Consider the following 21,953-nt stretch of genomic DNA (forward strand, 5'->3'; position numbering starts at 1 on the left):
GATCTCCTTCGTCGAACCCTCCGGCCTCGTCTTCTCGAGAGCGCTGATCGCCTGCTTCGTGATGTTTTTCAGTTCCTCCGACGTGTGCTCCACATTCTTGCCGCGCTGGATTCCCTCTCCCGCGAGAGCTGACTCCGGGATCGGACCACCCCAGAGCTGGACTACCGTCGCCATGTCGACCTGAGGCAGATCCGGCCTCTGTTCGACGAGAGTCCGCAGCTCGCGGAGAGCTTCACTCGGATCGATCTCAGGGTTGCTGTCACGAATACCCTGAAGGGCGTCCCGGAGGGCGCGCGTAGCAGGTTCTCCTCGCAACTTGGCACCTTGCCCGCGCACCCGGTTCCAGGACTGCTGCAAGAACTCGTTGCCCGGGCTCTTACCCGTGCCCGGATCCTTGAGCAGATTCTTGGCCAGATCGAAAATAGCCTTCGCCGTCACCTTTTTCTCGCCATAGCCCAGCCGCGACATGGCATCCCGCATGGCCGCGTCGAGTTTCTCCGGATCATGCTTCGACTTCGGCGCGGACGGTGGCATGCCGGGCCGGCTCGGTCCCGATGATGAAGGGTTCGTATCCCGCCAGAGGGCATCGAACCGGGTTTTACCGAGCGGAGCGTAGCCTTCTTTGGCGAATTTCTCTTTCAGCGCACCATAGGCCGCCTCACGGTCGATCCCCGCCGAGCTTCCGAGCAACTCGGCCAGCGCCGAACCGAGTTGGTCCCTCGGCACCGGAAGTGCCGCCGGCACCGTTCCGTGGACTCGATGCCAGGCCGCCACGACCGACTCGGCAGGGAAGTTCCGGAGCCGTGCGATGACTTCGCCTTGCGTTACGTCCGCGCCTTCTTCCTCGATGACGCGTTTGACGGCCTCCATGGCGGAAGCCACTTCCCTTTCCCCGTGCTCGGTCCATTCGACGGTCCGGCGCACTGGCGGCCCGGCCGCGCCCGGCGCGGAATCCGGGTGGAGGCTGACGGCCGGGGCTACCGGCCATGGGGTCTCGCCGGACACGATGGAGCCGTCGTGGTGAACATGGACCTGGTCGTGCAGGAACCGGGCCTCGACCTCCACTCCGGGAGGGGCGAACCGGCGCAGCTCGCCCATGATCGGGTCGGTGAGATAACACGCCACGACGACCACGCGCTGGACTTGCGACCATGGCACGAGATGCTCCGAAACCGCGGCGAAGGTGTCCGCGACAGGAAGCCGCATGGGGGCTCCGTATTCCGTCGGCACCGCGAACTCCCCGCCCCGCTGCATACCGGCGATCACGAAGGTCCCGGGCCGCTCTTCCTCCAGCTTCGCGGCGGCGGCGCGGATCGCGCGGACCTCAGGCACCTCCGCGCGATCGAGGAACGCGACGCCCGCCGGCGTATCTCCCTTGCCCGGCAGCAGCAACGCGACCATTTCCCCCGCGGGCGTCGCGAGCACCCTTTCGATCACCGGCGCCTCGGTCACGTGGCCCATCTCAGGCGTGCGCGCCACGGATGGCTGAAATGGCGGAATGACCGGTATCTCGGTCAGCTCCATGCTGTCCCGGCGTTCGGGAGTCGCGGCACCGTCGGTCTCATCGGCTTCGTCGACGCGATGAGCCGGGTCTGCGTCTGGCTGTGTCTCCCGAGCCGGTCCGGCCGACTCGGCCGGGTCCAAGAAGGACTCCAGCTCCGTCGCGGGTTCCGAAGCGCGCGTGACCGGCTCCCGAGGCACGGGGATCTCCGCGGGTAACGGCGGCTCCGGTCGCGGCGAGGACGGTTCCGCACCGGCCTCCACTTCTTCGGCGCCCGCGCTGGGGCGCTCGTCACCGGCGACCACCTCGACCCAGATGTCGGCCCGCGTGTCACCGCGGCCGCCGACGAAGACAGGCGTCGTGTCCATGCCCAGCTCGGCCACACCGAAACGTTCATGAGGCTGCAGACCGAACTGGGCGAGACCGAGCTGATGACCAAGTTCACGTTCGAGGAGCGTCCGGTGCGCCTGGAGATCCGCACCGCCCTCGAACCGGTAACGGAGGACGGTCTGCTTGCCGTCCCGCCGCGCCTGCAGCACTTGCTCGACGACTTTGGCCAGCTCGGCCCGCCGGGCGTTGCTGCCGTCACCGTGTTTCTGGAATTCGACGCGCGCGGCCGGAGCGGTCGCGGTCAGCCACGGCTCCCGCACGTCGGCGATCGCCTGCCGATAGCGCTCTTCGGCCAGTCGCCACGCGGCCTCTGCCGTGTTCTCCGCGAGACGGTTCGCCTCGGTGGGTTCGGTACGGAGTTTCGCCCGTGCGGCCTCCCAGACCGCGTCCGCGCGGGCCATCTCGTCGGCCGCGTCCGTCACCGAAGGGGGCAGACGGTCCGCGCGGTCGGCGTAGCGGGTCACGTAGCCACGGTCGAATTCGACGTCGACCACGGTGCGACGGCCCGAGAACCGGGAGTCCGGCTCGATGACGATCCGGAAGTCCCAGGGCTCCGACCAGACACTGGTGATCTTCTCGGGTTCGGCACCCTTGTTCACCGAGGGCAGCTCGGGGCCGCCGGAGCTGCTTCCCGTGCCTTGCTCGCTGCCGTCGCCCCGTCCGCCGAGCGGGTCGAGCCCGATGACCCAGTCGCTGGCCCCGCCGAGGGTCTGGCGGCCCTGTTCGTAGGTCTCCGATCCTTTCGGCTGGGGCACCCCCGCGGCGACATAAGGATTCGCCAGAAGAACGTGTTCGCTTTCCGTGCCCACTTCGGTGTGCTTGCTGCCGGACCAACTCGACGATCCGGTCAGCCCGACCCTGGCGCTGGCCCCGACCAGCTCGCCATCGCCCCGGGGCCGTGCGTACACGGTGGCTTTGACCCCGAGAGCGGGCGGCAGTTCGAGTTCCACGCCCTCCGCGTACCGGGTCTGCAGCGCCTCCAGCCTGCTCGGCGAGAACGCGGCGCGCGCCAGCCGCACGGTCTCCGAATCGACCGCGCGGCCCGCCGTCCGCAAGCCGAGGTCCAGAGCCCGCACGAGATCGGCGGTGTCACCGCGGAAGTCCAGCGCACGGGAACGCCCGGGGTCCGGGAACCGGGCGCCCAGCGTGTCCTGCGCCCACTGCTCCAGCGCGTCCGGGGCACCTTCCGACGGGTGGCGAACGGTCACCTGTCCCGCCGAGAGTTCGCCGTCGGCCGGCTTCGGGCTGTCCTCCGGAAGCGAACGGGAGCTCACCGTCCGGTCCACGGAGGTCTCGGCCAGCCGCTCCCCCTTGCGTTCAACCCGGAGATCGAAGCGGAAGTCGGCCTGGGAAACGTACAGCGCGCCTCGCGCGATCTCCGACTGAATCCGGGTCTCGACATGCTGCCGCTGTTCGGCGCGGAACTGTTTGAGCCATTCCGACATGCCACCGAAGCCGTATCCGAAATTGAAGTACGGCGCCCCGTGCTTACCGGGCTTGGCTTCCGACTCCGCCACGGCTTTCTCGGATCGCAGGGAAACAGCCGGAGAGAACAGGCTGGTCAGCTCGGCGAGGATTCGCGTCGAAGATTTCGACTCGGTCTTGGTCCTCGCGACGCTGCTGCCCCGGGTCAGGGTTCCGTGTTCGACGGCCGCTGCCTTCGGGCCGGTCAAGGGCTCGGCGCTGACGACGAGGTCGAAGGTCTCGCCACTGACCCGGTCTTCGATCCGTAGCGACGTGCTCGTCCCGCCGTTGGTGACGTCGGCCAACGAGCTTTGGAAACCGGCGAGGTAACGCTGGGCGTCCCCCAGGTTGTCGTGCTGTCCTTCCAGCCTGGACAGCGGCAGCAGCCGCTCGGCGCGCTCGCGGCCCAGCTTCTCCACGAGGCTTTCCCGCAGAGCGCCGATCTGGTCGCTCAGATCGAGCGGATCCAGGACTCCGTGTGCCCAGCCCGCGGGCAGTCCGGGACGAGCCGATTCGCTCGCGGAGGCCGCCGTCGTGTCCGGCGTCGGAGTGCCCACCGATTCGGCCGCGAGCTCGCGCTCCGCCGCGGTGGTCCGGGCGTCTTCGGCGAGGATCGCCTGCAACTGCTTCTCCGTGACCAGCACCGTGGCGGCTTCCGGCAGCCGGTACCGCACACCGAAGGACTTCGGCGCCGGGGCCTTCGTGACGTCGTAACGATCGAGATTCCCGCGGTGCCGCGAGCCGGCGATCTCCGTGACCCCCAGGGTCGCCTCGACGAGGTGGTAGGTCTCCGGCTCGCCCCGGAACCCCGTCGAAGTCCCGGTCTCCGTCCGCGTCATCGAGCCCGTGTTCCGGCCGCCCTTCCAGATGGCCAGTTCCTGCAACAGCAGCCCCATCGCGCGGCTCAGCACGCCGACGGCCTCGCGGACCGTCTCGCTCATCGGCACCCAGGCGTACTCGACGGAGTTCGCCTGCGTCCAGCCCTTCGCCTTGCCCTGTCCGGTCGTCTTGGTCCCGGAGACCGTCCGGTCGGGTTGCCGGGTGTAGGTCGCGAGCACCTTCGGCTCGTGCAGGGTGTAGGAGACTTCGAGCTGAGCGGCGGCATCGGCGCGCCGCCGCGCCCACCGCTGGTCACCGATCACCGTCGGACGGCTGAAGAGCCGGGGGTTCAGGCGCGCGGACCGTTCGGAGAGCTGTTCGTCCCGGAGCCGTGAGTTCTCGCCGTCGGCGAAGGCGAGGGCTGGATCGCCGCTCGCCCGCTCCTGCGCCTCGGCACCGTGCTTCCGCACGTGGTCCAGGCCCTTGATCGAGACCACGCGAATGTTGTCGAGTTCGCGCGACTGCCCTCGGTGCGGCTGCCCACCCGGGGCGAGTTCGTGCTCGGGCACGATCTCCCAGCCGACCGGCTCCACACGACGGGTCAGCTCGACCGCACGGGACGGGGGCAGTTCCAAGACGACGTCGACCTCGACCGAGCCCCGGTCGGCGTTTCCGTCGGGGTCGACGATCTCCAGTTTGTGCGTCTCCGGGCGGTGCAGCCCGGACGCGCCGAACGAAGCGCCACGGGCGAGCGCGGTCTGCCGGTTCCAGTAGCTGCCCTCGACGTCCAGCCGGACGCGGGCCCGGTACCGCCGCAGCGGTTCGGGCCGGACGTTCCCGGAGGTGTCCAGCTCCGTCCCGATCGCGCTCCGGTCGGTGACGCCGGTCTGCTGCTCGAGATCCGTCGTCCTGCTCGATGTCCGGGTGCCTTTGGAGTACGCCGTGAGCAGCGCCATCGAATTCACCACGGAGGAGTAGACCCGCGCCACCGCGCCACCCAGGAACGACTTCGTCACCGACGCCGTGGCGGCGGTTCGCTCGGTTTCGCTCAGCGTGGTCTCGACCGGCCTCCCGGCCGGGGTGTCCAGCGGTTCCAGCTCACCCAGGAGTTTGGCCGAGACCTGGAATGACGCGTGGTACTCGTGTCCCCGCCCGTGCTCGGGGGTGAGATCCACCGTCAGCGGACCGTCGGAGAGCATGTCGGCCGCGCGCCGGGCCAGGTTCTCCCCGGAGATGGCGCCTGCGATCGCGCGTCCCCGCGCGACCCGGCGTGCCTCCGCGGCCGACCGCCCGCCGGAGGGCGGAGCCGCGTCGGGATCGACGACGAAATCCGTGTTCCGCCATGCCCAGCGGTGGTGGCCGGGGATGGTGCGGGCAGAGGCGCGCATCATCGCGCTGAGCCGCTCCGCCGCTTCCGGCAACTGGAGGGCGGCCTTCACTACCGTGCCCTCGGCCTCGGCCGCCGGCACCGTCCGCACCGGCTCGCCCCGGTCGCCGGTGATCCCCGCCTGTCGCGCGTTCTCGACGTCGGTCCAGTGATAGCCGTCGAGAGCGGCGGGGAAGGCCACGACCGGTTTGCCCGGCGTACGGGCTTCGACCCGGTAGACGGTCTTGTAGCGCACAACAGGTTCGGTCCGCTCGGTGGCGTGATCGGTGCCCGTCGTCCGCGTGGTGGTCCGGCTGCGCATCACGTTCCGGCCGCCGCCGACCATCAGGCCGCCCGCCACGGACACGGCCCCGACGTCGAATCCGGGTCCGGCGGCGAAGCTTCCGCTCCAGTCGCGGGTGGCGGTGGCGCCGCTTTCGGCGGTGGCCGATTCGGAGGTCGTCCGCCGGTGGGCGCCTCCTTCGATCGTTTCGAGGTAGGCCACCCGCTCGGCGATGACCCGCATTTCCAGTTCGCGCTGCTTGGTGGGCAGCAGTTTGCGCAGCGGACTTCCCTCGGGCAGGATCGCCGCCGCGCTCACCCAGCCGTGTCCGTCGTCGGCTTGCTTCCGGCTGACGGCCACCGACGGAAGCCTTTGTTCCAATGACACCGGGCTCAACGCGTTCCGGATGGCGCCGCGTTCGGCCGCGCCGCCGACCTTCCAGATCCGGATGAGCTGGCCCGCCATCGACCGGTCTTCACCGGCACGCGGCGGCCGCGCCTTGCCCTTGTGCACGGCGACGGTCTCCTGCCGGACGCTCACCGCTTCGAGAGCCGCGGCGGGCAGGAACGCGGGAGTCGGCACAGACCTCTCCGCCGCGGTGAGCCCTTCCGGCATGGCCATCCGGACGGTCACCGGGGCCAGCGTCTTGTCCGGATGCGCGGGGGAACCGACGATCGTGGTGGGCCCGTCCGACTTGCCTGCCGCGTCGAGCGGGGTCACCCGGACTTCGAGTGGGACGTCCAGCACCCGGGTCCGGCCCTCCGGCAGCGAGATCGAGCCGGTCTCGCTGGACGACTCGGTATGCCCGGCACGCCGGCTGGACGCGACGTTGGTCGGCGCGAACACGAGACCGAGGCCGAACAGGCCGGGCACCATCGGCAGGAAGAACGCGATCCGTGCCATCGGCGTGCGGCCGGCCGAGACGGCGGCAGTGGTGCTGTGGCTCCGCGACGCGCTCTCCGACGTCGTGGTGGCGGACGACTCGACCGGCCGGGCACGGTTCCAGTCAGGCTCGGCGGAAACCCGGTAGCGCTTGCCGTCGACCGTGATTTCGCGCCCTCCGTAGAACGAGCGGACGTCGTTCTCCAGCGCGTGCCTCAGTTCCGCGGTGGCGGTGCCCACCGCGTCGATGACCAGATCAGCGTTCTCGGTCTTCGCGACCTGTCGTGCGGGTCCGAAACTCCGGTCGCCGCGCCAGTAGCGAGCCGTCGCGGGTTTGGCAGCCCCAGGACCGGAGCCATCTTCGGACTCCCTCGCGACCGACGGCGCTACCGAGTCCTCCGGGATCGTGGAGAGGACGTGCTCCGGCCGGTTGCCCGGTGCCCGTGGGGCCGCGGGCCGGCGGTTGAACCGGTCGATCGCCTCCTGCTGCTCCTTTTTCGCCTCCCACCACGCCGCCAGGGCTTCGTCCGCCGACTGCCGGGCGGCCCTGGCGTCTCGCGTCAGAGCCTTGCTCGCCTTGTCGTACTCGGCTCGCGCGGTCTTCCATTCCCGGTAGATCGCATCAAAGTCCTGGACGACGTCCGTCAGTTCGACGGCGCGCGCCCGTTGGGTTTCGGCGTACGCGTGGATCTGTGCCCTGTCGGCTTTCACCCGGTCCACCGCGGCGTGGCTCATCAACGGCTGGGCCGGGTCGAGTGTCAGCCCGGACTGTTCTTCTCCGGCTCGAGGCCGCTGTTCGAGCCGCCGGATTTCTTCCGCCAGTGCGGGGAGCACGGCCCTCGCCCTGGTGGCCTCTTCGAAAGCCGTCGCTGCGGCTTCTTCGGCCGCCTCGTAAACCTCGTCGAGGCGTCCGGCGGAGTGATCGATCAGTTCGGCCAGCTCGCGCGTCGGCCTTTCGAACCGGCGCTCGGCCGCGACCTGCTCGAGATATTTGTCGTCGAGCGCCCGCTGCGTGGCTTCGGCCTTCTTTTCGGCTTCGCGCCACGCGTCCGCCGCGTCGGAGACCTTGGTCTGGGCGGAGAGGAGAGCGGGCGTCAGCTTCAGGCCTCGCGACGCCAGTTCCTTCGTCTGCATCCGGGTCTTCGCGTACACGTTCGGCGCCTCGGCCACGCCACGGTGCCCGTCTTCGGTCTCCGCGACGACCCGGATCTCCAAGTGCTGGCTGAGCAGCGACTTGGACTGGAAGGCGCGCTCTTCGTGCGCCCTCCTCAGCAGGTTCCCGGTGACCGGGGTGTGGTAGTCACCGGGGCTGTTCGCCGAGATCGGCCCCGGCGCGATCCAGTTGTCGTTCGGGTCCACGACGAAGGCTTCGAGCGGATTCACCGCCGTGGCCCCGCCGATCGTCTGATCGGTGCTCGTGTTCGCCTGCTCGCGGATGCGGGCGGTCCGGTCGATCCGCGCCTTGCCGCTCATCCCGGCGAGGTTTTCCTTGACGATGCGCGCGTACAGCCGCACCTTGACCTTCTTGCCGCCGACGACCCGCTCGTCGATCAGGGCGGGGAGTTCGGCGCCGGTGGCGGTGAACGTCTTACCCGATCCGGTGTAGTCGAGCCCGGCGCGCAGGTGGGACTTGAGCTGGTTACTCGACGTCGCGGCGGCGATCACGGCGTCGGAGGCCATACTCGCCATCGGGGCGGCATCACCGCGGCCGGCCGATTCGAGAGCGAGCCTCACCGCTTCGCCCGCCGCGTCACGGATGGCTTCCGCGTTCGCCAGGTGCGCGATCGCCGCCATCCGGGGCAGCGGCTTTCCGCTGCCGCCGGTCATCCACTCCCGGATCCCGGCCGCGTCCATCTCAGCCGGGTCGACCCGGACCACCACGGGATCTTCGCGCCGGGCGGGCGGGCTCGCCGGTTCCGTGGCGATGCGCTGGTCGTCGGCGAGCGTCCGCCTCGTCACCGACGTGTCGTGCGAGGCCAGGCGGAGCGGCTCACCGTCCACGCGGACGAGTTCCAGGTCCAGCCGCAGATGCTGGAGGTAACGCGCGAAGGGACCGTTCGAAGAGGTGTTGTAGTTGACCGCGTTGATCTTGTAGTTCTCGCGGCGGGCCGTGGTGGTCTTGCTCACGCTCCCGCCCGCCGTGGCGCCGGTGGAACCGCTGGTGTCCCCGTCGCTGTAGACACCCCGCGCGCCTGCCCGCGCGGTCGCTCCGTAGGTCTTGCCGTTGTCCTGGCCGTCGATCGTGACCCGTGATCCGTAGGTCCACACGTCGTTGTCCACGTTGTCGTGGACGACGTCCTTGAATTCGGTCCTCGTCGGCACCGCGCGCAGGCGCACCTGGTGGGTCTCGGTCGTCAGGAGACCGCGCTGATGCAGCGGGATTCCCACTCCACCGGAGATGAGGTCGTCGATCAGGGCCAGCACCGACTGAGGGGATTCGAGATCACGCAACCGGCGAAGGTTGTGCATCGCGTCGTCCAAAAGGGACGCCGGCAGCAGGCCCGGCCGGAGCTTCCGGAGTTCTTCGATCCCCTTGCCGAAGAAGTTCCCGAGGTCGGGCACGTCCTCGAACGATTCCGTGCCGAAGCCGTCGGAGCTGCGCTCGGGAGCCTCGAATTCGCCAGGCGGGTTCGCCCGTTCTTCGGCCTTTGGCAACAGATTCAGGGCACGGGCTTCCTCTTCGGTCATGCGCACATAGGTGTGCAGCCGCTCGCCCGACGGCTCCGCGAGGACGGACTCGACTCCGCCGCGTTTCACCTCGGAGTCGATGAGCCCTTCGTTACGCGTCTCGACCACCATGCGGACGCGGTTGTCGTAGCGCACGAGGATGTTGCGGCCATCGCCGTCCGCGCCGCCGCGCCGCATGCGCTCGTACTCCGCCGCCACTTCGAGCGACTCGTCGTGACCGCGGCTGTAGGGAACGAAATTCGCCCCGAGGTAGACCTGCCCGCGGCCCTTGCCGTCGGGCGGCCGCAGATAGCTGGAGATGGAGGCGAGCGCGCCGAACGCCTTGCGGCCACCCGACTCGCCGACGGCGTGGCTTCCCCCGACGAAGGACCGTTCCGCGTCCCAGTGACTCCCCACCGAGACCACGACGGGATTCTCGAGATCCATCCGGACACCGACATCGGCGACCCGGTCCTGGACACGGCGCTTGTACCGCAGACCCGTGGACAGCTCACCGTGGGTGGTGAGAGCACGCAGTTCGGTGCGGAGCCGTTCCGGGGTGAACATCCGGTCGAGACGCTCCGCGGACGGGCCCGGCAAGGTCAGCACCGCATCGCCGTCGGTCACCTTGCCGAGCAGTTCTTCGAGCAAGGCTTGCAGCCGTGAAGACCCGGTCACCGCCTCGGCTCGCATGAATTGCGGGGGCTTGGCCGGCGCCTGCGTGAACTCCGCGAGCGTCGGCGTTTCCTCCTGGCTCAGCCAGCGCACCTCCGGCGGGGCGTCTTCGCGCGTGCCGGCCTTGGCGAATTCGGCCGGGTCCTGTTTCCACACCACGCCTTCGTCGAGCCAGAGCTCGACCTTGCCCTCGATGGGCCTGCCGATCGCGTCCTGCCGGTAGACGGTGGGCTCCGGCACGGTCCGGAAGGGAGAGCCCGGCGTGAGGCGGCGCACCCAGGCGCGCGGCCGGCTGAAGGTACGCACCTCGATCTCGAAGTCGACGTCGTGCGCGAAGACGTGGGTGTTCTGGCTGCCGAGGTTCCAGTCGAGGCGTTCGGCTTCGAGGTCGACCCCGTTCCGCCGTGACTCGCTGCCGGCGAACCGCAATGGCGCGACGGTGAAATCCGCCATCCCGCTCGCCGCCGACGTGTCCGGCACCAGGACCGCACGAGCCTCCGCACCCACGGTCACGCCGCGTTCGGTGGCCGTCGCGCTGGAGTTGACCGGGCTGTGCGCGGCGGTGGCGAGGATCGTCCGGTCATAGGCCTTCCCGAGGTGCTCGCCTTCCGAGAGCTTGGCCTTGACCCGCACTTCGACGTACTCGCTGGTGAACAGGCCGCGTCGCTTCAGCTGGACCTTCAGGCCAGGGCCGATCAGGCTGTCCAGCCGGGACCGCATCGCGGTGGCCGAGAAGGCGGTCTCGATCTTGCGCAGGTTCGCCAGCTGCTCGCGGAGTGCGAACCCATCCACCTTCACCGGGCTGGGAAGGAAATCGCCGCGAGCGGGGAGGAACTTCGCGAAGCCGGGAAGAGACCGTACGAAGCTCTCGACAGCCGGGGACACCTTCGTGGCGCCTGTGAAAAGGCCGGCCGCGACCTGGCCACCGGCCGCCGAAGTCGGCAGGTAAGGCGGCTCGAAGAACTTGTCTTCGGTCGGGACGACCTTGTCCGAGGTACCGGGCGGCACCGGCAGCCCCTGTGCCTTGGCCTCCGGCAAGCCCATGCGCACGTACGCGGTGATCTGATGCGGTTCCATCGTCTTGCCGCCGACGGGCGTGACCTTGAGGTTCGTCGTCACCTTGTACACGCCGATGCCGCCGGTGGCGTACAGCGCGGCCCCCGAGCTCGTGTGGGCGCCGGTCGCGACCCTGCGGACGCGGCGGAAACCCACCCCGGCGGTGATACCGCCCGCCGCCCGGAACAGTTTCGACACCGGCGCCAGCCCACCGAACCCGACCTCGACCTGGCCTCCGGAGGTCGCGGTGGAAATGGCGGTGTCGGTCATGTCCGTGACGTTGGTGAAGCCGAGCATCGAATCGTCCGGCAGCACGCCGACGAGCTCGACATCGTTCTCACGGGGGCTGTCCACCTCGAATTTGAGGGCGTGCCGGACGGAGCCGTCGAAGCTGGTTAGGTCGGTGGAGAGCACCGGTGTGCCGGACAGCATCGTCGACAGGGACGGCCGGAGGCCGGTGCCCGTCAGCAGCTCACGCAACTCGTTCCAGCCGGGCGCTCCCAGCGCCGTGGCGGACGGACGTCCCTTCTGGCCCAGCGCCGCGGCCACGTCGTCGAACAGGGCCGCTTCGTCTTTGACTTTCAGGACCTCGGTCGCCGTGAACTCGATGCGCTTCGCCCAGTCCGGCTGGAACTCGCCCACGCGCGTGGTCTTCGCCGGCCTGCCGAGCCCTCGCAGGTGCTCCGGGATGATCAGCTTGACCGTCTGCCCGGTGACGGGCCCCGTCTTCTCCCGGCCGCGGCTGTCGGTGACGGTGACCTCGTAGTCGACGCCGACGTCCGCCGCCCAGGCGGGACCGGCCGCCCGGATCGAACCGAGGTTGGTGGTGGTCGTGGTGGCGATGTGCCGCCGGGCCGGGCGTCCGACGAAGGCCGTCACCGACGCCCAGGCGTGCACCATCGCCGTGGCCAGCATCGTGGACGCGCCGCCACCGACGACCCACGGCCGGGTGTCGTTGCGGCCTTCGGTATGCGTGACCTGTTCGAAGTCCTTGATGTGCCCGACACCGACGTCGAACGGTTCTTTCCCCTTGACGACGGCGTTGTCGAGGTCCATCTTCGCGCGGATCTTGACCGAGTACCACTCACCGTCCGCCCACACGCCGAAGGTCCGGCCGGAGCGCAGCAGGGTTTCGAACCTCGTGCGGGTGAGCCGCGTGGCGATCTGGCCGAACCCCGTCTCGTGCTTGATCTCCTTGCCCTTGAGCTCCTTGACGAAGTCGCGGACCAGCGCGGTGAGTTCCTTGTCGCCGGTGGCCTTGCCGGTGACGGTGACTCCGCCGAGCGCTTCTCCGTCACGCGCGTACATGGGCAGGGCGGAGCGGAGGTCGGTCGGCCGGGCGGGCTTGCCGTCTGCGAAGCCGTCGTAGTGCGAGCCGGCCAACGTCGAGCCGGCCAACGTCGAGCCGCCGTCATCGCTGTCGGCGAACGAGGCCAGAGTGCTGGTGGACGACTGCCTGCTCGGTCCGGCCTCGGCGAACCCCGCGCCCTTGCCGAGCAGGACCGCGCCCGGGGTCGGGTTCTGCCCGGGGTCGAGCGGCCGGAGGGCGGTCGTGGTGACCTCGACCCGACGTCCGGGGGCGAAGGGCACCACCTCCCGGGCGATACCGGCGTCCCGGGCGAGCTGCGCGAACCGCGCGGTCTCGGGGTCGGTGATCGCGCAGGTGACCACCATGAGTTTGTTCCACGGCTTCGGCTGACCGGTGGCAGACAGGCTCCGGTTCACGTCGGCCAGCGCGTCGACGACCTGCTCGATCCGTCCGGTCCGCGCTCCCCCACCGGTTTCGGTGGACGAATGCCACACCACGGTGAAGTCGGCGTCGGAACCCCTGCTCGCGCCGGCGGCGAACGCGTCGGCCACCGTGGTCGCCTCGGCGTCCGGCAGGAACGAAGCGCCGATCACCGCCTGCTCGGGCGAGATCAGCGGCCGTGCCGAAGGCATCGCGTCCTCGGCCTCGGGCCGGGACCGGTCGGTGGTGGCGCCGCCGTCGGCTGCCCGGTCGTGGCCGGGGAGCGCCGGATCGTGCTCCGCGCGCGCCGGGCCCGTGGTCGTGGCGTCGGCGGTGGCCCTGCCCGCGGTCTGCGCCGTGTCGGCACTACGACCGTCCCGTGCGGCCGTCTGTTCCGGGCCGACCTGCCGTTCGAGCGCGGGAGCCACCGCGTCCGGCCGCGCGGGGGCGACGTTCGCGACCGTCTCGGGCCTGGCCGGGCCGGTTCCGTCGGTGCGCGCGACGGTGGTGGCCGGCGTGGCACCACGTGGCTCCGCTGCCGTGACGGGGCGGGCGGCCTCCAGCGGCCCTGCCGTACTCGCCTGCTGCCGCGCCGTCGCGGACTCCGGGGTCGCCGTCCTTCCCGCACCGGTGTCTCCCGGTGTCGAAACGGCCGCCGGATTCGCTCCGGCCACGGGGGCGACCGGGGTGGCGGCGGGAACCACGCCAGAGGTCTCGCCCAGCACCGGTGCCGTGGTGCGGCCTGACTCGACTGTCGCCGTCTCGGTGCCTGTGCGCGCCGAGGCAACGGGGGCCTCGGTGACGCTTGCCGGAGTGAACACCGCGCCCAGCGCGTGACCGGTCGTCGTGGTGACTCCCGGGTCGGCCGCTCGGCTGTCTGCGGCGATCGTGTCCGCGTAGGACGGTGGCGCCTCGGGGAAAAGCATTTCCCCGGTGGTGAGCCCGCCCTCGGTCTTGGCGCCGGCCGCGAGGCCGGTCTTGACGTCGGCGCTGGTCTTGATGTCCGTACCGGTCTTGACGTCCGTACCGGGTTTCGTGTCCGCGGCGACCGCGCCCGGTTCGGGGATCGTCAGCTGCGGCGCGCCCGGCAGATGACCCAACGCCGACATCAGCGCGTCCAGCGAACCCGCACCCGAACCCGCGGACGACGAACCGCTACGGCCGCCGCCGAACCCGGACAACGCCCCCAGCATCCCCAGCCACGGACTCGCGTGCGGTGACCCCGTGGCGGCGTTGATCACCGGAGCGGTGATGAACACCACCCCCACCTGACCAAACCCGTACGACAGGTGACCCAACGCCTCCACGGACCCCGGAACCACCCGCTTCGGCGCCTCGACCGCCTTTCCCGCATCCGTCCTGGCCTCCGGCGCCTTCTCACCCCCCGCTTTCCCCGTCACCCCACCCGGGACCGCGCCATCCACAGCATCAGCAGCCTCCTTCGCCGCTACGTTCGCCGCCACCGCGTCTGCGGCCTCTTTCGCCGCTACCTTCGCCGCCGCCTCCCCCGTGCCCGCCAGGGCCGCGCCCCGCACCCACACCGCACCCGCGTGGAAGATCCCCGCGAACGCACCCCCCAGCGCACCACCCACGAACGACCCCAGCAGCGACTTTCCGTCGAACCCGTCCCGTTTGCCCGCCGCGACCTGACCCGCCTGGATCGACAGGTCCAAACCACCCATGATCCCCGCGCCCGCGGCCCCGAACTTCCCCGCCTGCCACGCCGCGGCACTCAACCCCGCCAGCGCCTTGCCACCCAGCTGCTTCGCCGACATCGCCGCCAACGCCTGCATCTTCGCCACCAGCGCACGCCACACCGCCATCAACGCCGCCCGCGCCGTCAAAATCGCCGCACCAGCCATGAACGCGAAAATCAACGTCGCCAGCAAATGCACGATCGTCGCCAACGCCATCGCCGCCATCGCGACCATCATGACCTTGGCCTTCACCACATCGGCCGCGGCCGTCTTCGTCATCGACGCCAGACTGCCCGACGCCTCAACCAACGCCTCCACACCCGACACCATGTCCCGCCCCAGAAACGACGAAAAGAACTGCCCTGTGTCCCCCTCCAGCGCCGCGTCCACCCCGGCACCGCTCGCCCGCAACGCGTCCTGGTACTCCTGCGCGGCCACCTCGAACTCACGCCACGCCCGCTCCAACGCAGACAACGCCACATCATTGCCCTCAGGCCACGACATCCCCAACGTCACCAAAAAGAACTTCTGCAACTCCGGGGGCAGCTTCACCGAACCACCGGCCATTTCCTCTCACCTCCTCCCACGAACTCGAACAGGTGATCGACCCAGGTCGTCAGTGCTCCGGATCAACGTTCTTTCCAGCGTTTTCCTTACTTTCTCCAACCGCGCGCCGAACTCGCGGTGCGCCTCGTTTCGAGGGAACTTCCCTCACGAGAAAGCCGATTCAGGGCCGGACGATCGGGCAATACACCTCGCCGAAAGCACGGCCCGGCACAAAGCCTCCGTTAAGAAATTCAGGGGAACTGGCCATCGCCCAAGACCGTGGCCCCGTGTCGTCCGTCTGATCACAGGTGTCGTCCGTCTGATCACAAGTGTCGTCCCTCCAGACACACAGGACGGCCACCGCACGGCCCCATTGCCCGCACGCCATCTAGCCGAACACGGCCTGAATGGGGCCCAGCGCGAAGTAGACCGCGAACATGGCCGCGATGCCCCACATCAGCGGGTGCACGCCCTTGGCCTTGCCGGAGACCGCGCGGAGCACGACGTAGCTGACGAAGCCGGCGCCGATGCCGTTCGCGATCGAGTAGGTGAACGGCATGACCACGATCGTCAGGAACGCGGGCAGCGCGACGGTGAAGTCGGAGAAGTCGATCTCCTTGACCTGGCTCATCATCAGCGCGCCGACGACGACCAGCGCCGGAGCGGCGGCCTCGACCGGCACCACCTGATACAGCGGGGTCAGGAACATGGCCGCGATGAACAGCACCCCGGTGACGACGTTCGCCAGCCCGGTCCTGGCGCCCTCGGCGATACCGGACGCGGACTCGACGAAGACGGTGTTCGAACTCGAAGACGCGAAGCCGCCCGCCACCGCGGCGGTGCCGTCGACGAACAACGCCTTGCCGACGTTCGGCAGCTTGCCGTCCGGCGGAAGCAGCCCGCCCTCCTTCGCCAGGCCGGTCATCGAGCCCATGGTGTCGAAGAAGTCCGCCAGCACCAGGGTGAACACCAGCAGCACGACGGTGATGATCGGCAGCCGCGTCCACGCGCCGAAGGAGATGTCACCGACCAGCGAAAGGTCCGGTATGCCCAGGACCTGATCCGGCAGCGCCGGGTAACCGAGGTTCCAGCCCTGCGGGTTGACGCCCTTCGAGGGGCCGACCTTGGTGATCGCCTCGATGACGATCGCCAGCACGGTCGAGGCGAGCACACCGATCAGGATCGCGCCCTTGACCCGCTTCGCCACCAGGATCCCGGTGATCAGCAGGCCGACGACGAACACCAGCGTCGGCCACGACGCGATCGAACCGTCGATGCCCAGCCCGACCGGCACGGTCGTCTTCGCGTCGTCCGGGACGCGGCGGACGAATCCCGCGTCGACCAGGCCGATCAGGCAGATGAACAGGCCGATACCCACGGCGATGGCCGATTTGAGCGGGGCGGGCACGGCGTTGAACACCGCGGTCCGGATCCCGGCGAAGACCAGCAGGACGATGACCAGGCCCTCGATCACCACCAGGCCCATCGCCTCGGGCCAGCTCATCTGCGAGGCGAACGTGACCGCGATCAGGCTGTTGATACCCAGCCCCGTGGCGATCGCGAACGGATAGTTCGCGACCAGCCCCATCACGATCGTCAGCACCCCCGCCACCAGCGCCGTCACCGCCGCCACCTGCGGCACGGGCAGGATGTTGCCCAGCACGTCCTTGTGCGCGCCGGCATCGTCCGCGGAGAAGCTGCCGATGATCAGCGGGTTCAGCACCACGATGTAGGCCATCGTGAAGAACGTGACGACCCCACCACGGATCTCCCGCCCCGGTGTCGAGCCGCGCTCACTGATCTTGAAGAACCGGTCCAGTGTGGACACCGGACGGCCGCCTTTTCGCTCCTGTGCCTTGACCATCGTCCCCTGCTTTCGTCGGGTTCCGTGAGTGCTTCGTCACGGAAGAGACGATGTTAGAAAATGATCAGCGACCCGGGCGGCAGAGCGGAGTGTTCGTCCAAAAGAATCAAGTCGAATAGGGCAACCGGGCGACCGGACCGGGTCACCGCGCGATGATCGTGGTGACGTCGAATCGCTCGGGTGTCACCTGCATCGCGTGCAAGAGATCCGAAACCCGTTGCAGCCGCTGCGGATTGACCACGGCACTGAACGTCGGAAGAGACATCAGGGCCGCGGCGTCGGCGGAAATCTTCAGATGGTTCACCACGATCGGTTCGAACTTCGACCGATCGGCGATGTCGCGGCTCGACGCGGTCAGCGCCCGCCGGAAAGCCGCGAGGGTGTTCGGATTGGCCGATACCCACTCGGCGGTGGTCGCGTACCCGGTCAGCGGGAAGTTCACGGACGCGCCGGACGAAAGACTGGCGACGATCGAGGCTTGGGAGGAAAGGGCAGCCTGGGTCAGGAACGGCTCGGGCAGATAAGCCGCGTCGATACGCTTCTCGCTCAAGGCGGTGGCCACGTCTTCCAACCGCATCGTCACCCAGTCGACCCGGCCGTCGTCGACGCCGTGGTCACCCATCACCGAACGGATCAGCAGATGCGCCACGGTGTTGTTCCCCACGACCGCGATTCGCTTGCCGGGAAGGTCGGTGACCCGCTGGACCGGAGAACCCGGCACGGTGACGATGGCGCTGCTGTACTTGTCGAGCGACGAACCGTCGGCTACGAGCTTGATGTTCTGCGTGCGCGTGCTCCCGCTGAGGATGAACGGGACATAGCTCGACAGGACCATGTCGACTTTGCCGCTGTTCATCTCCTCGTAAGGGGGCTGGCCGCTGTTCGCCGGTTTCAGGGTCACCTGGAGTCCCTCGGCCTCGAAGTAGCCGCCCTCCTGCGCCAGCCACAGGGGGGCCAGGTCGATAGTCGGCAGGGCGGACACCGTGATCTTGGCTTTCTCCGGGGCGGGCGGCGCCGATTCGGAGAAAGCGCTGCAACCACTCACCGAAGTCACCAGAAGCAGGATGGTGACCGCGAACGCGACGGCCCGTTTCCCGAGATGTTCGAACAATTCTTTTCCCCTTCGCGAGGCTCGCCCGGAATCGGACGGTAACCCGATCGGAGGATGTTTCCAGCGCCGTCACGAGGACAAACAGTCGTTCGTCCAGCATGCGTGCCCGAAGGATGGCCGCACGGGCAGGATATTCAGGCAGGGGCATCACGCGTGACCAGATGGACGCCGGGCGTGATCAGAAGGACGCCGGGCGTGATCAGACGGACGACACGCGTCGGGATCCGAGATTCCGCCGTGTCGTCCATCTGATCACACGTGTCGTCCATCTGATCACACGTGTCGTCCGTCTGATCACGCGTGTCGTCCACTGATCTTCGCGGAATCGCTCATCTAGGCGCGAGGATCTTCACCGCTGGCGAGTAGGGCCTCGACCGTCAGAGCGGCCGCTCCGATCATCGCCGCCCTCGGCCCGGCGCCTCCGAGGTCGACGGAGGTGTGCCGATACGCGTGCTGCGACGTGTACCCGGCGACGACCTTCCGGATGTCGGTCATGAAGCGTTTTCCCAGCAACAGACCGGCCCAGCCGGTGAGGATCACCTTGGACGGCGTGAACACGGAGATCAGGTTCCCGATCGCCGCGCCGAGGTAGCCGACGGTCTCCCGCACCAGCGCCGCCGCCGGTCCGGAGTTGGCGGTGGACCGCAGAAGCGCGCTCAGCTTGGCGCTTTCCTTCTCGCGGGAAGGCGGCCGAGGCCCGCACGATTCGTGATACCGCTGGAGAATGCCGCTCACGCCGACGTACGCCTCGACGCAGCCTCGTGAGCCGCAGTGGCACGGCCGTCCGCCGAAGTCGAGGGTCGTGTGACCCCATTCGCAGATTCGTTCCACGTGCCCATCGACGACGAGAGCGGCATCGGCGCCCGCACCGATCTCCACCACGATCACGCGCTCGAAGCCGCGCCCCGCGCCGAACCGGCTCTCCGCCAAAGCATGGTTGGTCACCCCGCCTCCGACGAAAACCGGAATCTCCAGCCCCGTCAAGGACTTCAGCCGGTCCGGCGACCACTCATCCGCCAGAGAGGGCGCGGTCACCGTCTTCGGGAGCCCGATTCCCATCCCCAGCAAGTCGGGCTCGCGGACATCGGCCGAGTTCAACAGCTCGCGAAGCCCCGAAGTCAGTTCGCGAGCCAGCCCTTCGACGTCCGTGAATCCACTTCGGAGTTTCCGCCGCAGCATGTCGACCGGGCGCATCGTCAGGTCGAACAATCCCCAGGCGACGGAGTCTCCGGTCAGGTCCACTCCCGCCAGGTAACCGAAGTCGGGGTCGATCTCGAGCAGGACCCTAGGCCGTCCTCCGCTGGACGCCACTTGGCCCGCTTCACGGACCAACCGGCTCCGCCGCAGACCCGAAACCAGCTGGGAAATCGCGGCGGGCCCCAGTCCGGTCAGGGGCCCCAGTTCCACTCGGCTCATCGGGCCGTCGTGATACAGCGCCGAAAGAATGAGGGATTCGTTGTGCCGTCGCAGCATCCGGGCGGAGTCACCGCGCATCGACGGCGCCCGGCCGGTTTTCTTCGCAGGAGTCAAGGAACAGCCCTTACGAACCCGGGGCTTTCCTGACGACGATTTCCGGCAGCCGCACGCCGGGGAAGTTCTCGGCCAGGTGGCTGCGCAGGAGTTCCGGCAGGCGACGGGCGACGAACCTCTCGAGCGAATCGTCTTCGAGCGGTTCGGCGTCCAGCCTCGGCTCCACACCGCCGGCCGGCCGGACTTCCAGGAGCGCCGGGTCGTCGAGCGACAACGTGGCCACCAGACCGGTGCCCTCGATGGCGGCGCTCAAAGCGCCCGAGGACACTCCGTCCGCGCTCGCGGTGCGCGCGTTCGGGATCCCGGTGATCGCGAGCGGGCCCTCGCCCGCAAGCTCCGACAATGTCGCCAGCCGGTCGCCGGTGAGTTCCCGCCAAGACACCTCGGCGAGGGGCGGCTGTTCTTGCCCGGGGTCGACGTGGATGACCACGTCGTAGCGGAACCTGGTGAACTCGTTGTCCCCCGGCATGGTCTTCGCCCGGATGGAGACCTTGACCGGACGATCCACCGAAGCGGCGAGCAACCCGATCAGGTTCGGGTCGACGAAGAGTTCCTCCTCGTCCCGGAACAACCCCGGCCCGCTGTCCGCGCCCGCTTCCAGCCACCGGCGATATTCTCCGGCCAGGGCCAGATTCCGCAGATCTCCGAGGATGACCCGGCCACCGGATTCGACCAGTTCGATCGCGTCGCGGAGAACGGAGGCCAGATACTCCGTACCGGGGAAGCACTGCACGACGTTGTTCAGCACGACGCAATCCGGCCTGCCACCCTCGCCCATGGTTTCGGCGATGGCCCGCTTCACCTTGTGCGAGAACAGATCGTGGGCTCCGCCGAGAACCGCGCGCACGCCGGGCAGCCGCGCCTCGCGGATACGGTCCACCGCGAACTTCGTCGGATCGATCCCGACGTAGGACTCGATCCCGTCGTGCAGGTGCCGAAGCAGCAACCCGGTCCCGCAGCCGAGATCCACCACACGGCGAGGCTTCGACTCCCGCACCAGCGCGACGGTGTGCTCGATCCAGTCACGGACGTCCTTGTCCGGCAACGGTGTGGTGGCGGTGGTCAGCCCGATGAAATCGGAACCCGTCGCGTCGAGTTCGGCCGATTTGAACGCCCATTCGTACAGGTCCGCCCAGTTGCTCAGGTACTCGCCGGTCAGCGCCCACGACGCGCCGCCGAAGGCCAGCGCGTCGTTCGCCGGCCGGACTTCGAGCACCCCGGACGGTGCCCGCCGGACCATTCCCACCCAGGCGTGTTCCCTGACGGCCGAACAAATGGCGTTGTCCAACACAAGCTTCCCTCGTTCACATTCCCCGCCGGAGTGAGGCCGGCAGTCGGGGGTTCCGGACGATCAACCGCGTACTTTTTCGTCCCACTCGGAGCTGGCGTCCACTTCGCGTTCACGAGCCTCGATGTCGACGGGGCCCGGCATCACGCTGCCCGGCAGGGAAACCGCGGCGGCGGCCCAGCACACCGCCGCGCTGAGTGCCTCTGCCCCCTCGGCTCCGGCCGCCAGGAATCCGGCGAGCAGAGCGTCACCGGCGCCGATCGTGCTCACCGGCCTGGCCGGCGTCGGCTTGGCACGCCACGTCCCGGTGTCCTCGACCAGCACCGCGCCCTTGGCACCGAACCCGGCCAGCACCGCGCCCGCTCCCAGCGAGCGCAGTTGCTGGGCCGCGTCGGCGACGTCGGCGAAGGTGGTCAGCTGACGAGTGGTCGCGCTTTCGAGCTCTTCGAGGTTCAGCTTGACCAGCGCCGGCCCCGCCTTCACAGCCTCCACCAGGGCCGAGCCGCTGCTGTCGACGGCGACCTTGACCCCGGCACCGGTCAGCCGGGCGACCATTTCGGCGAGCGTTTCGGGATCCATTCCGCGGGGTGTCCGCCCCGCCAGCACCACCCAGTGCGCGTCGTCCACGTGTTTCACCAGCGCGTCGCAGAGAACGCGCACTTCGTTGCCGGACAGGCGCGGGCCGATCTCGTTCACCCTCGTCACCGTGGCGTCCGGCTCCACGAGTCCGATGTTCCGCCGCACGGCCGCTTCGGTGCGGACCCGGATCACTTCGATGTCCTCGGCGCGGAGCAGACTGACCAGGTTGTCACCGTCGGGCCCGCCCGCGGGGACCACCACGCGGGCGCCGAAACCGTTACCCGCCAACGCCCGTGCCAAGTGGACGCCCCTGCCACAGGGACGCACCGTTCCGGCGGAAGCCCAGTGCAGGCCGCCCCGTTCGAGCCGATCCACCTCGATCACCCGATCGACGCTCGGATCGGCCGCCAAGACCACGAACATTCCCGTACCCTCCATCAGGCCATCGCAGGCCGTGGATCAGCCTGTCCAGCGCGATCCTCTTTTTCAACGGCGAGAGGAAAAAG

Annotated in this window: 6 protein-coding genes (1 of these 6 running past the window's edge); all 6 read right to left on the reverse strand. The window is 68.9% G+C overall.

Annotation, left to right across the window (positions count from 1 at the left end; genetic code table 11):
* Nucleotides 1-15,096 carry the 5' portion of a WXG100-like domain-containing protein gene (locus ACOCEP_RS34360; RefSeq protein ID WP_482333545.1) on the reverse strand. Its footprint begins 12,678 nt before the window's first position, so only the first 15,096 of its 27,774 coding nucleotides appear in the window; its start codon is at nucleotides 15,094-15,096; the stop codon falls past the left edge of the window.
* A gap of 367 nt (nucleotides 15,097-15,463) precedes the next feature.
* A complete protein-coding gene (locus tag ACOCEP_RS34365) occupies nucleotides 15,464-16,939 on the reverse strand; it encodes an NCS2 family permease (protein ID WP_482333547.1) in 1,476 nt (491 codons plus the stop codon).
* A 142-nt stretch (nucleotides 16,940-17,081) separates the two neighbouring features.
* Nucleotides 17,082-18,050: an ABC transporter substrate-binding protein gene (locus ACOCEP_RS34370; RefSeq protein WP_482333549.1), complete on the reverse strand. Its 969-nt coding sequence runs from the start codon at nucleotides 18,048-18,050 to the stop codon at nucleotides 17,082-17,084.
* Nucleotides 18,051-18,383: 333 nt separating this feature from the next.
* Nucleotides 18,384-19,580 carry an ROK family transcriptional regulator gene (locus ACOCEP_RS34375; protein ID WP_482333551.1) on the reverse strand — a complete coding sequence of 399 codons (1,197 nt, stop codon included), beginning with the start codon at nucleotides 19,578-19,580 and terminating at the stop codon, nucleotides 18,384-18,386.
* A gap of 10 nt (nucleotides 19,581-19,590) precedes the next feature.
* Nucleotides 19,591-20,868 (reverse strand): class I SAM-dependent methyltransferase, encoded by a 1,278-nt coding sequence (locus tag ACOCEP_RS34380; RefSeq protein WP_482333553.1) that lies wholly within the window; start codon nucleotides 20,866-20,868, stop codon nucleotides 19,591-19,593.
* 63 nt (nucleotides 20,869-20,931) lie between these two features.
* Nucleotides 20,932-21,885 (reverse strand): 1-phosphofructokinase family hexose kinase, encoded by a 954-nt coding sequence (locus ACOCEP_RS34385; RefSeq protein ID WP_482333555.1) that lies wholly within the window; start codon nucleotides 21,883-21,885, stop codon nucleotides 20,932-20,934.
* Nucleotides 21,886-21,953 lie beyond the last annotated feature (68 nt).

It is taken from the genome of Amycolatopsis sp. CA-211722 (assembly GCF_056828465.1).

What these genes read in the sequence shown, in the direction of transcription:
- ACOCEP_RS34365 (WP_482333547.1), bottom strand. Translation starts at nt 16,939, where the DNA reads ATGGTCAAGGCACAGGAGCGAAAAGGCGGCCGTCCGGTGTCCACACTG.
- ACOCEP_RS34385 (WP_482333555.1), bottom strand. Translation starts at nt 21,885, where the DNA reads ATGGAGGGTACGGGAATGTTCGTGGTCTTGGCGGCCGATCCGAGCGTC.